Below are 13,913 nucleotides of genomic sequence, written 5' to 3'. Positions count from 1 at the left end.
CCTGCCTGCGTGGAGCCGGCAGCCGCGGCGACCGCAAAACGGTGCTCCCGGCGTCGAACGCCGCCAATCGGGAAAGGCTAAGATGGATGCCATGACTAGCATGACGGACCCTCTCGAAAACGACCCAATGCGCGAGCTTTCCGGGGCTGGAACGTCCACGGCCACCATTGAGCGCGAGGAACTGCGCCAGGAAGTGGAGCCCGGCGACCGGGAACGCTTCTCGCACTACGTTCGCAAAGAAAAGATCATGGAATCCGCGCTGACGGGCGAGCCTGTCATTGCCCTGTGTGGCAAAGTGTGGACGCCGGGCCGGGATCCGCAGAAGTTCCCGGTCTGCCCGATGTGCAAAGAGGTTTATGACGGCCTCCGCCCGGGCAACGACGGCGGCAAGGGTCCCGGAGGGGACTCGGGCAACAACAAGTAGTGACGGAAACACTCTTTGGCGGTCCCACCCTGCCTCCGGCCTATCCGGAACGCGCAGCCTGGGGAACCGCCCAGAAACTCCGTGCCTGGCAGCAGCAAGCGCTTGACCTCTACTTCCGGACCAGTCCCAGGGATTTCCTTGCAGTGGCGACGCCCGGGGCCGGCAAGACCACCTTCGCGTTGCGTGTTGCCTCCATGCTCATCGAATCCGGTGCCGTCAACAGGGTGACCATCGTCGCCCCCACCGATCACCTCAAAAGGCAATGGGCAGACGCTGCGGCCCGTGTGGGAATCGCCATCGATCCCAACTTCAAGAACTCCGACGGGCAGCACGGCCGCGGGTTTGTGGGAGTTGCTGTGACGTACGCGCAGGTTGCAAGCAAACCCCTGCTGCACCGTGCCAAGACTGAAGCTGCCCGCACCCTGGTGATCCTTGACGAGATCCATCACGGCGGCGAGGCACTGTCCTGGGGCGACGGACTTCGCGAGGCCTTCGATCCGGCCATTCGGCGCCTGTCCCTGACAGGTACCCCGTTCCGCTCTGATACCTCACCCATTCCCTTTGTGGAGTACGCGGAGGACCGGGACGGCATCCGGCGCTCCAAAGCCGATTACACCTACGGCTACGGCAACGCCCTCCGGGACCACGTGGTGCGTCCGGTGATGTTTATGGCTTATTCGGGCCAGATGCGCTGGCGTACCAGTGCTGGGGAGGAGATGGCGGCATCCCTCGGTGAAGCCGCGGTGACCAAGGACGTCACGTCGCAGGCGTGGCGGACGGCCCTGAATCCTACCGGAGAGTGGATTCCCGCTGTCCTGGCCGGTGCCGACAAGCGTCTCAGTGAGGTCCGCCGGACCGTCCCCGACGCCGGCGGCCTGGTCATCGCCACGGACCACGATGATGCCAGGGCCTACGCGGGCCAGCTGAAAAGGATCACCGGTGAATCACCCACCGTCATCCTTTCCGATGACGCGAAAGCCTCCAGCAAGATCGAGGAGTTCACGGCAAGCGAGAAACGCTGGATGGTGGCCGTCCGGATGGTGTCCGAAGGCGTCGACGTTCCCCGGCTGTCCGTGGGCGTCTATGCCACCTCCACCTCCACGCCGCTGTTCTTCGCCCAGGCAGTGGGCCGCTTTGTGCGTGCCCGCAAGCGGGGTGAAACGGCGTCTGTCTTCCTGCCGTCGGTGCCGCAGCTGATGGCTTTGGCCAACTCCATGGAGGCCGAGCGGGACCACGCATTGGACCGGCCGGAGAAAGAGGACGGCGACGGCCTTTTCAACCCCGAAGACTCGCTGATGGCCGAGGCCAACCGCGAAGACAAGGCCTCGGACAGCCTCACCAAGGGAAAATTCGAGGCCCTGGATTCGCAGGCATCGTTCGACCGGGTACTTTTCGACGGCGGCGAGTTCGGCACCGGGGGAGAAGTGGGCTCAGAGGATGAGCTGGATTTCCTCGGGATCCCCGGCCTGCTTGACGCCGAACAGGTGGGAACCCTCCTTCGCCAGCGCCAGCACGAGCAGCTGAACAGGAAGAACCGCAGGACACCACCGGCCTCGGCTGACGCTGCCCCCGGTGCAGCACCTGGCATACCCGACCACCGGATGCTGATGGACCTGCGCAATGAGCTGGCCAAGAATGTTGCGGCCTGGTCCGCCCGGACAGGAACCCCGCATGGCGTCGTCCACACGAAGCTCAGGACGGTCTGCGGCGGCCCCCCGGTGGCACAGGCAAACGAGGAGCAGCTGCAGTCCAGGCTGCGCAAGCTGCAGGACTGGTTTATCGGGCGGAAGTAACAGGGCCGCTAGGTGCAGGCTTGGCTCGGGAACAGGCGTGCGGGACGAGAGGTGGCCGCCGCCGGGGCCGGCAGGGCGTCAGAGGACGTCGACTCCGCCCAGCTCCATCTCGGCAACAGCGTCTTCCAGGTCGTCCGCGATTCCGGCGGTGAGCGAGCGGATGACAGTGACGGAGTAGCCCGCCTGCACGGCGTCCAGGGATGTGGCCATCACGCAGTAGTCCGTGGCGATCCCCACCACCACAACGTCCTCGACGTCGTGGCTCTGGAGCCAGTCATCAAGGCCGATCGCTTCGTCCGAGGGCGGGAAATTATCGGGGCTGATATCGTCAGCGACCGCCGCAGGCTGGCGCTCTCCGGTGGGAACGGCGTCCTCAGGGGCCAGAAGGCCTTCGAATCCAGAGTAGGCTGCCGCGAACTGTCCCTTCTGGAAATAGGCCTGGATGTATTCGGTGTCCAGGTCCGGATGGAGTTCAGCGCCACGGGTTCCGGCCACGCAGTGCGGGGGCCAGCTGTCCTTGAAGTCGGGGAAGTCCGAGAAGTGCGCACCGGGATCAATGTGCCAGTCCTGGGTGGCAACAATGTGGTCGAATTCAAGATGGTGGGCGTCGACGTAGTCGCTGATTGCCCCGGCGACGTGGGCGCCGCCGGCAACGGCAAGGGAACCGCCTTCGCAAAAGTCGTTCTGGACGTCAACGATGATCAGGGCCCGGGACATTAGTTCTCCTCATAAGTGGTGGGGATGGCGGGCTCGCCGCGCTGGAGCCGGTTGACCACCGGCGGCAGTTCGGCCATGGTGTCGGCGTGCCGCTGACGGGCGCGGAGCACACCCTCGTGGCCGGTCCAGCCCGGCAGCAGCTCGCCGTTCTTCATGAATTGCTCCAGCAGCGGGCGGTCGTTGCCGTCGTCCTCGGGCCGGTGCCCAATCCCTACGATTTCCTCACTTGCGATGCCGTGTTCATTGAGCCTGCGCAGGGCGTACTTGCGCCCGCCCTTGCTGGCCTTGTTCTTGGCGGATTTCGCCACCGAAACGAAGTTGCCGGCGCCGTCGGTGCGGCTGACCAGCTTGTAGACCATACTGGCGGTGGGTGCCCCGGACCCGGTCACCAGTGATGTTCCCACCCCGTAGGAGTCCACGGGCGCGGACTGCAGCGCTGCGATGGCGAATTCATCAAGGTCAGACGTCACGACGATCTTGGTGTTCACGTTGCCCAGGTCGTCCAGCAGTTGGCGGACCCATTGGGCCTGCGCCACGAGATCCCCGGAATCGAGGCGTACTGCCCCCAGCTTGGGTCCTGCCAGGTCCACAGCCGCGCGGACCGCCGTTTCGACGTCGTACGTGTCCACGAGGAGGGACGTCCCGGCGCCCAGTGAGGCCACCTGGGCCTCAAAGGCATCCTGCTCACTGTCGTGCAGGAGCGTGAAGGAGTGCGCCGCCGTGCCCACTGTCCTGATGCCATACCGGAAGCCGGCCTCAAGGTTGGACGTACTGTCGAAGCCGGCGATAAAAGCGGCGCGGGCGGCGGCCGGGGCCGCCTCCTCATGGGTCCGGCGGGAACCCATTTCAATACATGGCCGGTTGCCGGCTGCGGAAATCATCCGGGAGGCTGCCGAGGCGATGGCGCTGTCATGGTTCAGGACCGAGAGCAGATAGGTCTCCAGGATGCAGGCCTCGGCGAACGTCGACTCCACAATCAGGATGGGGGAGTGGGGGAAGTACGCCTCGCCTTCGGGGTATCCCCAGATGTCCCCCGAGAACCTGTAACCGGCCAGATAGTCCAGCGTGTCCTGGTTGACTACGCCGGTCCGCTCAAGGAATTCCAGCTCGCTGTCACCAAAACGGAAACTGGCGATGCCTTCCAGCAGCCGTCCCGTTCCGGCAACAATCCCATACCGCCGCCCGTCCGGCAGCCGCCGGGTGAAAGCTTCGAAGACGGATTTCCGGTGCGCCGCGCCCGAATGAAGCGACGCCTGCAGCATGGTCAGCTCGTAGTGGTCCGTATAAAAAGACGTGCGGGGATGGTCCCAGCGTGCAGAGGTACTCACAAATTCACTCTAGTCCCCGCCGGCTCCCACGTCTCGCTTCGCTTCGCCGCGGGCCCCTCGCCAGCGTGGGCCCACCCACCGGCTCCCACGTCTCGCTTCGCTTCGCCGCGGGCCCCTCGCCGGCGTGGGCCCACCCACCGGCTCGCACGTCTCGCTTCGCTTCGCCGCGGGGCCCTCGCCGGGGTGGGCCCATCCTCCCCATAGAATAGACAGATGACTTCAAGCGTTGCGCTCGGCCCTGAGACCCAGGAGGGCACCCGGACCGGAACAGAAACGTCCCAGGGTTCCCTGACCGCACCGGACATCCCGTGGAACCTGGTGATCTGGAACGATCCCGTAAACCTGATGAGTTACGTCAGCTACGTGTTCCAAAGCTATTTTGGCTACCCGGAGAGCAAGGCCAACAAGCTCATGATGGAAGTCCACAAGAAAGGCCGCTCCATTGTTGCCCACGGCAGCAAGGAGCAGGTTGAGCGGCACGCTGTCGCCATGCACGGCTTTGGCCTGTGGGCCACCGTTGAACAGGCAAGCGGCGGACGCGGCGGCAACCCGGGGAAACCGGGCGGCTCCGGGCAGGGCAAGGGAAAACGTGGCTAAGGCATTCAAGTACGGACTCAAAGGCATCACAGGGTTCCTGGAGCCAGCCGAGCGCGAACTCCTCCGCAGCCTGATTGATGACGTCATCTCCATGCTTGAGCCGGAGGAACGGGCCAACCAGGATCCGCTGGCGGCAATGATCGGGCTGGACATGGACGTCCGTGAGCCCACGGACCGCGCCGTGAAGCGGCTCCTGCCCAACGTCATGAAAAACGACGACGGCGCGTCGCTGGAGTTCCGCCAGCTCACCGAGCGAGCGCTGCGCGAGACAAAGATCGGCGCCCTGCGGGCGGCCGCACTGGATCTTGACAAGGACGAAATCGTGCTGACTCCGGAAGGCGCCCGGCACTGGTCCATGGCGCTGAACGACGTCCGCCTGGTGCTGGCCGAGCGGCTGGACATCCGGGACGAGGAGGACGCCGAACACGTCCACCTGATGCAGGACTGGTCCCAGGCGGAGGACGTGGAGAGCTACCTCGCCCTGGTCTACAACTTCGCCACGTGGCTGCAGGAATCGCTGGTCCAGGCGATGCTCACGTCCATGGACGCCAGGGCGTAACAGCGCCCTTGGCCCTGCTTTTGGGCCGCCCCTGGGCCGCTTCGCAGCGGTCCTGTCCGGCGGACTGTGACAAATTTGACATGAGTCGGACGCCACAATGAGATGGCTGAGGGGTCCGGGAAGACCTATCCTCGAATAATCATGACAACAGCCTCGAGCATGGACCCGTCAGCAGCAGCTGCATCCGGGTCCCCAGCCAGCACCACCCCCGGCGGTCTCCTGGGATCCCGGCCCATCGGCGTCTTTGATTCCGGCGTGGGCGGACTGACAGTGGCACGGTCCATCATCGACCAGCTCCCCAACGAGTCCATCCTGTACGTCGGGGATACGGCGCACGGGCCGTACGGACCGCTGCCGATCGCCGAAGTCCGGGCGAACGCCCTTGGTGTGATGGACGAACTCGTGGATTCCGGCGTTAAGCTGCTCACCATAGCCTGCAATTCGGCGTCGGCCGCTGTCCTCCGTGATGCCCGCGAGCGGTATACGGCACGGTACGGAATTCCTGTCATCGAGGTGATCCAGCCAGCCGTCAGGCGTGCCGTGGCGGCCACACGCAGCGGCAGGATCGGCGTCATAGGCACGTCCGCGACGGTGGGCTCCCGGGCCTATGAGGATACTTTCGCGGCCGCGCCTGACCTGGACATCACCTCCGTTGCCTGTCCTGAATTCGTCAGCTATGTGGAGGCCGGCATCACCACGGGGCCGGCGCTGCTGGCTGTCGCGGAGGAATACCTGGCCCCGCTGAAGACTGCGGGGGTGGATACTCTGGTGCTGGGCTGCACACACTATCCATTGCTCACCGGTGTCATCTCCTACGTCATGGGCGAGGACGTCACCCTGGTTTCGAGCGCCGAGGAAACGGCCAAGGATGTGTACCGTGCCCTGGCCACCCACGATCTTCAGCGGACAACGCCAACACCGCCGGAGCACCACTTCATCGCTACCGGTGACGCCGGCCAATTCGAGGCATTGGCCCGCCGTTTCCTGGGACCTGAGGTCCTGTCTGTGCGCCACGTTGATCATGTGGCCGCGCAGTACCCCACTGGCAGCCTGGCCAGGATCACCCCCGAGATGATTGCCGCCGCGCAGGGGGCCTCGGCGGCACGCGCCACGCCGCGGCCCCGGATCTCCAATTTTGTGGGCAACGGAACCGGAGGTTCCGGCCTGTGAAGCTCACCATCGTCGGCTGTACAGGTTCCTTCCCCGGCCCCGGCTCGCCGGCGTCGTGCTACCTCCTGACGGCCCACGACGGCGAGCGGACCTGGAAGATCGTGATGGACCTCGGCAGCGGTGCGCTGGGCGCGATCCAGCGCTACACCGATCTTGAAGACATCGACGCCATCTTCCTGACTCACCTGCATCCGGACCACTGCATGGACCTGTGCGGGCTCCACGTTGCGGTGCGCTGGAAGCCCGGCGGATGGGGCCGCGGCCGAATCCCGGTCTGGGGACCGGCGGCGACGGCAGACCGGATGGCAACGGCGTACGGACTGGAACTGGATCCGGGCATGCATGAGGAATTCGACTTCACCAACTGGACCGAGAGGGAGTCCGTGAAGCTGGGACCGTTCACCGTGACTCCGTTTGCCGTCAACCATCCGGTGGAGGAGGCCTATGCCCTCCGGGTGGAGGCCACCGAACCGGATAAGGAGGGCAACCTGGTCTCACGGGTCCTGACGTACTCAGGGGACACTGACTCCTGTGCCGGGCTGGAGGAAGCCGCCAAGGACGCGGACCTGTTCCTCTGTGAAGCTGCCTTTGAGGAAGGCCGGGACGACGGCATCAAGGACGTGCACCTGACCGGAAAAAGGGCCGGTGAGGCGGCTGCCGTGGCCGGAGCCCGGCGGCTTCTGCTGACCCACATTCCCGTCTGGACTTCCCAGACAAAAGTCATGGCCGAGGCGAGGCCGGTTTTCGGCGGCGACGTGGCGGTCGCCGTGGCCGGGGTGCATTACACCATTTAGGTGAAGCTGCGTCCTGCCCGTGGCAGCGAGGCGTGTCTCCCTGAGTCGATAAGCTAAGGGCATGACTTCTGAAGCAACCGCAGTTCCTGTCGTGCGCGCGGACGGCCGCGCTCCCGACCAGCTCCGTCCCATCAGCATCACCCGCGGATGGTCCAAGCAGGCCGAAGGATCGGCCCTGATCGAGTTCGGCAACACCCGGGTGCTGTGCACGGCTTCCCTCACCGCGGGTGTGCCCCGCTGGCTCAAAGGCGAAGGCCGCGGCTGGGTCACAGCTGAATACGCCATGCTGCCGCGTGCCACCAACACCCGTTCGGACCGTGAATCAGTCAAGGGGAAAATCGGCGGCCGCACCCATGAGATCTCCCGGCTGATCGGCCGTTCGCTGCGCTCCATTATTGACACCAAGGCCTTGGGCGAGAACACGATAGTGCTGGACTGCGATGTCCTCCAGGCCGACGGCGGTACGCGCACAGCCGCGATCACCGGGGCCTACGTTGCCCTCGCCGACGCCATCCGGTTTGCCCGGGACAACAAGCTGATCGCCAAGAACGCCCAGCCCCTGGTGGACACCATTGCCGCCGTATCGGTGGGCATCATCGACGGCATCCCCATGCTGGACCTGCCGTATGTTGAGGACGTCCGGGCCGAGACCGACATGAACGTCGTCGTCACGGGGTCGGGGAAGTTCGTGGAGGTCCAGGGCACCGCCGAGGGCGCACCGTTCGACCGTGATGAACTGAATAAGCTGCTGGATCTTGCGCTGCTGGGAACCACCCAGCTGGCCGCCATTCAGCGTGAGACGCTCGCGGACGCCCTGTGAGCCTGCCGGATCCCGGAACCGCTGGGCAGGGCGGGGCGGCTCCCCGTCTGGTCCTGGCAACCCACAACAAGGGCAAACTGAAGGAGCTGCGGGAGATCCTCCGCGGGCAGGTCCCCGGACTCGACGTAGACACCCAGGTGGTGGATGCCGCCGCGGCGGGTGCGCCGGACGTCGTCGAGACAGGAATCACCTTCGCCGAGAATTCGCTGTTAAAGGCACGCGCGGTTGCCGCCGCCACCGGACTGGTGGCCATCGCTGACGATTCAGGGCTGGCCGTGGACGTCCTGGGCGGCGCCCCGGGCATTTTCTCCGCAAGATGGGCCGGAAGGCACGGTGATGACGCAGCCAACCTCAGGCTCCTGCTGGACCAGCTCTCCGATGTGCCGGATGAGCACCGCGGTGCCGCCTTTGTCTGCGCCGCGGCGCTCGCCGTTCCAGGGGAGGTGGATGGCGGGGAACGCCGTGAAGTGGTGGAGTACGGCCAGCTTGAAGGCGTCCTCCTGCGCGAACCGCGGGGCGACGGCGGTTTTGGCTACGACCCCGTGCTGCAGCCGGCAGGTGAGGCCCGCAGTTGCGCCGAACTGTCGCCCGCTGAGAAGAACGCCATCAGCCACCGTGGAAAGGCCTTCAGGGCGCTGCTCCCGGCGATCGTCGAGGCACTGGGCGGGCGCTGACACTGGGCCAAGCGCTGTGGAACTGCAGCGCCGTGAAATACCGCTGATAGAAACGAATGGGCGCCCCACACGGTGGGGCGCCCTGACATTTCTCCTGTGCGGCTTGTGATGCCCGGCTTAGTGCTTGGGGTTCGTCTTCCGCTCGTCCTCAGGAGCATGTTCCTCGATGAACTCATCAACGGGATCGGTTCCAAAGGCAGTCGCCTGGCGCTTGGCCGAGATTCCCCGGAGCACTTCAATGCCGATGGGAATCACCGAGACCAGCACGATGACGATGAAGATGATGTCCAGGTTCTCGCGGACCCAGGGAATCCTGTCGCCCAAAAGGTAACCGAGGAGCGTGACGCCGCCGCCCCAGAGGACTGCGCCGATCACGTTGAAGAGGAAGAACTTCTTCTTGTTCATCTGGGCAACGCCCACGATGACCGGCACAAACGTGCGGATGATGGGGACGAAGCGGGCGAGGATCAGCGCCTTGCCGCCGTGCTTTTCGAAGAAAGCATGGGCATTTTCAACGTTTTCCCGCTTGAACAGCCGGGAATTCGGCTTGTTGAAGATGGCCGGGCCGGCCTTGGACCCGATCAGGTAGCCGGTCTGGTTGCCGATGATAGCCGCGACAATAATCAGCAGCGAGAACAGCCAGACATTGAACTTGATGGTGTCGGTGGCAACCAGCAGTCCTGCCGTGAACAGCATCGAATCGCCCGGCAGGAAGAAGCCCACCAGCAGGCCTGTTTCGGCAAAGACGATGCCGCAGACCAGCAGCACAACCCAGGGGGCCAATGCTGGGTCAGCAAGGAAAATTTGAGGGTTCAGCCAGTCGGGCAGGAAGGAGGCCAGCGGTGGCTGGACCGGTCCCGCACCGCCCAGCATGGGCACGGCAAAGTCACTGATCGCAAGAAGGTTCACTTACCTAGGGTACTTGAAGGGCGCCCGGACTATTCGGCGGTAAAGTGTGGCGCGTGAGTTTGGACTTTACGGCGATCGACTTCGAGACTGCCAACGGCTTCCGAGGTTCGCCGTGCGCGGTGGGCCTTACAAAGGTACGTGGCGGGCAGGTGGTGGAGGAGGCGTCCTGGCTGATGCGCCCGCCCCGTAACCATGATCACTTTGACCACCACAACGTGAGGATCCACGGCATCCGTGCCCTGGATGTTGCAGGGCTTCCCCGATTCGGCGAGCTTTTTCCCGAAATCGGCGCCTTCATCGGTGATGACATCCTGGCCGCCCACAATGCCGCTTTTGACATGGGTGTCATCCGCTCCGGCCTTGAAGTTTCCGGCCTGCCCGGCCCGGCCTACGACTACGTCTGTACCGTGATGCTTTCCCGGCGCTGCTATTCCCTGGTTTCCAATTCCTTACCGTTTGCGGCAGAGGAAGCGGGAGTCCCGCTGGTCAACCATCACGATGCCGCCGAGGACGCGCGCGCCTGTGCCGGCATCCTGATCGACATCGCGTCGCGCAACGGCGCCAACAGCATCGCGGAGCTCTACCTGTCGCTGGGACTCTCCTTGCCCCATCAGCAGGCGTTCGATCCGGCAACGGAACCCCTGTCCAAATCAAGCCTCACAGCCATCGCCGGTGCCTCTCTTTCCGGCGGGTCCGGTGGGGCGTTGGTCCAGGGCTTCCGCTCCGGCTGGCCCGAGGAGGGAGCCAATCCCGTTCCCAATGCTGATGCCGAACCGGACCACCCGCTGTACGGCCAGACCGTCGTCTTCACGGGCCAGCTCGCCATGGGGCGGCCGCAGGCAAAGGTCCTCTCGGCGGAATTGGGCGCCCGGCCTGAAAGCCGGGTGACAGCCCGCACTACGGTGCTGGTGGTCGGAGACGGCTTTGTGGCATCTGACCTCCGCTCCGGCAGGCTGACAGGTAAGGCGCGGCGCGTCCTGGAGCTCCATGACCGCGGCCAGCTGATCGAGGTGCTGTCCGAAGGGGAGTTCCTGCAGATGGTGGGCGGTTACACGGCAGCGGCCAGTGCCTAGGGGACTTCCTTGGAGGTGCGGCGTTCATGTGGCGCAACATTCCTTTCCTGCCGGGCGGCGGGCTCCTAGATTTACAGCATGATCAAATCCGCAGGCACCGAGCCCCACCGACGCCCGCACGGCGGACAGCGGGAGCTTCCCCACACCCGTTAAGACCGGTGTGGACTGGCGTGCCGTGTTTGCGTTCCCCAACCCGGTCAACGAATACGCTGCCCGGATCACGGCAGGGCTGGTGGTGCTGCTCGCTGTCGCTACGCTGCTGGCAGGCTCTGGCTGGGGCCTGCTGGTGATCGCCGCGGGATTCTGGCTGCGGGTGCTGTTTGGGCCACGGATATCGCCGCTGGCGCTGCTTTCGGTCAAAGTCCTGGCTCCCCGCCTGGGGCCGGCAAAGCTTGTTCCCGGACCGCCCAAGCGCTTCGCCCAGGGATTGGGCGCTTTTGTTTCCACCACCGCCCTGGTTCTGTTCCTTGCCGGCGCCGCTCCTGCGGCGTGGGCCGTCCTGGCTGTGCTGGTCGCGGCGGCATCACTGGAGGCGTTTGCCGGATTCTGCCTGGGCTGCGTCATCTTCGGGTTGCTTCAGCGCCGCGGCCTCATTCCTGAGGACATTTGCGAGGCATGCAACAACATTCCGCTCAGGCGGTCGTAACCCCTGCCAGCAAATCAGCCATTCCGCGGATGACGTCCTGGGCCTCAAGTGCGTCCAGCCACGGCGCCGGCAGGCACGGCTCGCCGTAGTACGCTCCCAGGATATTTCCGGCGATGGATCCCGTGGAGTCGCTGTCCCCGCTGTGGTTGATGGCTACCGCCATGGCGGCCCGGAAATGCTCCCGGGGATCGGCAGTGGGGAGGACAGAGTCCGAATTGTTCGCAGTGTCCGTATTGTTCCCCGTGCCAGCCTCGTTGGCAGGCCCGGCATCCCGCGCTGGGTCGGTCACCAGTACGGCGTAAAGCCCGACGGCGAGTGCCTCCTCGGCGACCCAGCCTTCGCCCAGTTCCATCACCAGGTCCTCGGGGGACAGTACCGCCGAGCGGCCAAGGCGCACAGCTGCCTCCAGCCTCTGCACCAGTTCGGGGGCCACTCCGTCAATGCTGTGTACCCCGGCGAGGACCGCGTCGGCCGCCGCGCGAAGGCTGTCGCCGGAAACCAGCCGGTGGATCAAAAGGCTGAAACTGCCCGCACTCTGCCGGGCTGAGGGATGTCCGTGGGTCAGGCAGGCGGCGTCGGCACTGAGTTTGTAGACGGCGTCGGGGGTGATGTGCGGGATCAGCCCAAACGGTGCAGACCGCATCACCGTGCCGCAACCTTTTGACTGTGGATTCACGGGACGGAAAGTTGTTCCCATTTCCCCTGTTGCCAGTCCGGTGAGGCAGGCGTTCCCCGGGGCGCGGCGGTGCTTGAGCGCCTCCTGCGCGTCAATCCACCGCGGCTGGGGGACCGGGGCGGACAGCGGAGCAGCCTCGCCCTGCGTGGCCAGCCAGCGGAGATAGGCCAGCCACAGGCAGGCGTTGACGTCCGCACCCACCCCGGAGTTGGCCCATTCGATGGCCTCCACCAGTCCGTCCACGGTGTAAAGCGTCATTTGGGTGTCGTCCGAAAAGTGGCTGCTGCCGTCGAGCGCTGAAAAGTCCGTGAGCCCGTCCGCACCAAAGCGGCGGCGGATCGTTTCGATCGAGTCGAACTCGACGGCGTAGCCCAAGGAATCACCCAGGGCTCCACCCAGGAGACAGCCATGGATGCGGGAGGCCAGCTGGGGCACGCCAAAGGGGCCGGGATCTGTGCTCATGACAGTAAATTTACCGTGGCGGTGAGCACCGCCCGAACCGGCGCCCAGTGTGGACCCAGCCAACATCCAGTTACTCTTGGCAGAATACAGAAGGCGAATGGGACATCCTTTCCTGTTCCGCCCATCCACAGGACTCCCATCACAAAGGATTGCAGAACCTATGACCATGCCTGTTCGCGCCCATCATGCTCCTGACACCGGCCTGCCAGGTGTCGGCGCTGCCGAAGGCCGGCACGGACTGCCGGCGAGGCTGTCGGCGGAGGCGTTCGGGAGTCTTTTCGTGGTGGTGGCCGGCCTGGGCGTACCGCTGTTTTCAATCCCGCAGTCCAGCCCCTTGCCGGCCGCGCTGGCGGCAGGCCTTGCCATCACCGCCGCCATGCTTGCCTTTGGCTATGTGTCGGGCGGGCATTTCAATCCTGCAGTGACAGTGGGCAACGCAATTGCAGGCCGGATCAGCCTTGGCGAGGCGGCAGCCTACGTCGGTGCCCAGCTGATGGGCGGCCTGGTTGGCGCCCTGGCCCTTTTCGGCATCCTCCGCACGCTTCCCGGGATCCAGGACAGCCGGACAGCGTTCGACACCGTCACAGCGGGATTTGGTGAGCATTCCATCGTCCAGGCCCCGCTGGCCGGAGTCCTGCTGCTCGAAGTTGTCGGCAGTGCCCTCCTTGTTGCCGTTTTCCTGAGCGCCACAGCCCGGAACAACCTGAACAAGGCCGCCGCCCCGGTTGCCGTGGGCCTCGCCTTCGCGGTGCTGCTGCAGCTGGGCCAGGCCGTGGGCAATGCCCCTTTCAACCCCGCCCGCGCCACTGCATCGGCGCTGTTCAGTTCAAGCTGGTCGCTCGAGCAGCTGTGGGTGTTCTGGGTTGCCCCGCTGGTGGGAGCTGCCATTGCCGGGCTTGCCTTCCGCGGGTTTGGCGCATCCCCGGATTCTGCAGCAGGGTTGGCCGGCGCATCCGCCTTTGGGGATCACCACGCCGGGGATGGGCAGGACGCTGATGATGACGACCTGGATGACGATGACACGGACGACGACGACACGGACGACGTGACCCCCGGGGGCCGGGAGGACCTGACTTCTGCGGCAGAAGACGGGCAAGCAGGGTCTGTTACGCGGGCTCCCGCAACGCCGGCTGTCGCAACGCCGTCTGCCGGGCAGGTTCCGCCTCAGAAAGATGGCACGGCAGACGCCACGCGTGCCGAAGCCGACGGCGGCCGCAACGGCCGGGATGAGGCGCAGGACTTCTTTGAGGGAAAGAGCAGCTAGGAGACTG

General features: G+C 65.2%; 15 protein-coding genes. 11 read left to right on the top strand and 4 right to left on the bottom strand.

The genetic code is table 11. The annotated features are described in order from the left end of the window. Positions 1 to 82: 82 nt before the first annotated feature. Both M1E17_RS15220 and M1E17_RS15215 read left to right on the top strand, forming a co-directional pair. Positions 83 to 424: a DUF3039 domain-containing protein gene (locus tag M1E17_RS15220; RefSeq protein WP_441869451.1), complete on the top strand. Its 342-nt coding sequence runs from the start codon at positions 83 to 85 to the stop codon at positions 422 to 424. Next, positions 424 to 2,217 (top strand): DEAD/DEAH box helicase, encoded by a 1,794-nt coding sequence (locus M1E17_RS15215; RefSeq protein ID WP_457962819.1) that lies wholly within the window; start codon positions 424 to 426, stop codon positions 2,215 to 2,217. Before M1E17_RS15220 ends, M1E17_RS15215 begins: the two co-directional genes overlap by 1 nt. Positions 2,218 to 2,295: 78 nt before the next feature. Here M1E17_RS15215 and M1E17_RS15210 read toward each other — a convergent pair whose 3' ends face one another. Continuing rightward, positions 2,296 to 2,934 carry an isochorismatase family protein gene (locus tag M1E17_RS15210; protein WP_457962818.1) on the bottom strand — a complete coding sequence of 213 codons (639 nt, stop codon included), beginning with the start codon at positions 2,932 to 2,934 and terminating at the stop codon, positions 2,296 to 2,298. After that, entirely contained in the window at positions 2,934 to 4,262 is a 1,329-nt protein-coding gene (locus M1E17_RS15205; protein WP_457962817.1) for a nicotinate phosphoribosyltransferase, read from the bottom strand. Before M1E17_RS15205 ends, M1E17_RS15210 begins: the two co-directional genes overlap by 1 nt. Positions 4,263 to 4,475: 213 nt before the next feature. On the opposite strand from M1E17_RS15205, the gene clpS reads away from it, so the two are divergent. The 6 genes from clpS to rdgB all read left to right on the top strand — a co-directional run bounded on the left by clpS (position 4,476) and on the right by rdgB (position 8,876). Next, positions 4,476 to 4,859: an ATP-dependent Clp protease adapter ClpS gene (gene clpS, locus M1E17_RS15200; RefSeq protein WP_457962816.1), complete on the top strand. Its 384-nt coding sequence runs from the start codon at positions 4,476 to 4,478 to the stop codon at positions 4,857 to 4,859. Further along, positions 4,852 to 5,418, top strand: coding sequence for a DUF2017 domain-containing protein (locus M1E17_RS15195; RefSeq protein WP_457962815.1), 567 nt, complete (start codon positions 4,852 to 4,854; stop codon positions 5,416 to 5,418). Before clpS ends, M1E17_RS15195 begins: the two co-directional genes overlap by 8 nt. A gap of 102 nt (positions 5,419 to 5,520) precedes the next feature. After that, positions 5,521 to 6,588 carry a glutamate racemase gene (gene murI, locus M1E17_RS15190; protein ID WP_457962814.1) on the top strand — a complete coding sequence of 356 codons (1,068 nt, stop codon included), beginning with the start codon at positions 5,521 to 5,523 and terminating at the stop codon, positions 6,586 to 6,588. After that, positions 6,585 to 7,382, top strand: a complete 798-nt coding sequence (locus M1E17_RS15185) for an MBL fold metallo-hydrolase (protein ID WP_457962813.1) — start codon at positions 6,585 to 6,587, stop codon at positions 7,380 to 7,382. The genes murI and M1E17_RS15185 overlap by 4 nt, the downstream gene beginning before the upstream one ends. Before the next feature lie 61 nt (positions 7,383 to 7,443). Further along, positions 7,444 to 8,202, top strand: a complete 759-nt coding sequence (gene rph, locus M1E17_RS15180) for a ribonuclease PH (RefSeq protein ID WP_457962812.1) — start codon at positions 7,444 to 7,446, stop codon at positions 8,200 to 8,202. Next, a complete protein-coding gene (rdgB, locus tag M1E17_RS15175; RefSeq protein WP_457962811.1) occupies positions 8,199 to 8,876 on the top strand; it encodes an RdgB/HAM1 family non-canonical purine NTP pyrophosphatase in 678 nt (225 codons plus the stop codon). The genes rph and rdgB overlap by 4 nt, the downstream gene beginning before the upstream one ends. Positions 8,877 to 8,993: 117 nt before the next feature. Here the strand turns inward: rdgB and M1E17_RS15170 are convergent, their stop codons facing one another. Beyond that, positions 8,994 to 9,770 (bottom strand): DedA family protein, encoded by a 777-nt coding sequence (locus M1E17_RS15170; RefSeq protein ID WP_457967776.1) that lies wholly within the window; start codon positions 9,768 to 9,770, stop codon positions 8,994 to 8,996. 68 nt (positions 9,771 to 9,838) lie between these two features. On the opposite strand from M1E17_RS15170, the gene M1E17_RS15165 reads away from it, so the two are divergent. Beyond that, a complete protein-coding gene (locus tag M1E17_RS15165; protein WP_457962810.1) occupies positions 9,839 to 10,858 on the top strand; it encodes an exonuclease domain-containing protein in 1,020 nt (339 codons plus the stop codon). 160 nt (positions 10,859 to 11,018) lie between these two features. Next, positions 11,019 to 11,504: a DUF4395 domain-containing protein gene (locus M1E17_RS15160; RefSeq protein WP_457962809.1), complete on the top strand. Its 486-nt coding sequence runs from the start codon at positions 11,019 to 11,021 to the stop codon at positions 11,502 to 11,504. Here M1E17_RS15160 and M1E17_RS15155 read toward each other — a convergent pair. Then, entirely contained in the window at positions 11,491 to 12,642 is a 1,152-nt protein-coding gene (locus M1E17_RS15155; protein WP_457962808.1) for an ADP-ribosylglycohydrolase family protein, read from the bottom strand. The genes M1E17_RS15160 and M1E17_RS15155 overlap by 14 nt on opposite strands. A gap of 160 nt (positions 12,643 to 12,802) precedes the next feature. Here M1E17_RS15155 and M1E17_RS15150 point away from each other — a divergent pair, with 160 nt between their 5' ends. Next, positions 12,803 to 13,906 (top strand): MIP/aquaporin family protein, encoded by a 1,104-nt coding sequence (locus M1E17_RS15150; protein WP_457962807.1) that lies wholly within the window; start codon positions 12,803 to 12,805, stop codon positions 13,904 to 13,906. The last annotated feature ends 7 nt before the right edge of the window (positions 13,907 to 13,913 follow it).

This window comes from Arthrobacter sp. D1-29, assembly GCF_054130585.1.
The sequence above is the reverse complement of the archived record's forward strand: the minus strand, read 5'-3'. Positions and strand labels throughout refer to the sequence as shown.

Coding starts and splice junctions, on each gene's coding strand:
- M1E17_RS15220 (WP_441869451.1), top strand. CDS start 83: ATGGATGCCATGACTAGCATGACGGACCCTCTCGAAAACGACCCAATG.
- M1E17_RS15210 (WP_457962818.1), bottom strand. CDS start 2,934: ATGTCCCGGGCCCTGATCATCGTTGACGTCCAGAACGACTTTTGCGAA.
- clpS (WP_457962816.1), top strand. CDS start 4,476: ATGACTTCAAGCGTTGCGCTCGGCCCTGAGACCCAGGAGGGCACCCGG.
- murI (WP_457962814.1), top strand. CDS start 5,521: ATGGCTGAGGGGTCCGGGAAGACCTATCCTCGAATAATCATGACAACA.
- rph (WP_457962812.1), top strand. CDS start 7,444: ATGACTTCTGAAGCAACCGCAGTTCCTGTCGTGCGCGCGGACGGCCGC.
- M1E17_RS15155 (WP_457962808.1), bottom strand. CDS start 12,642: ATGAGCACAGATCCCGGCCCCTTTGGCGTGCCCCAGCTGGCCTCCCGC.
- M1E17_RS15150 (WP_457962807.1), top strand. CDS start 12,803: ATGACCATGCCTGTTCGCGCCCATCATGCTCCTGACACCGGCCTGCCA.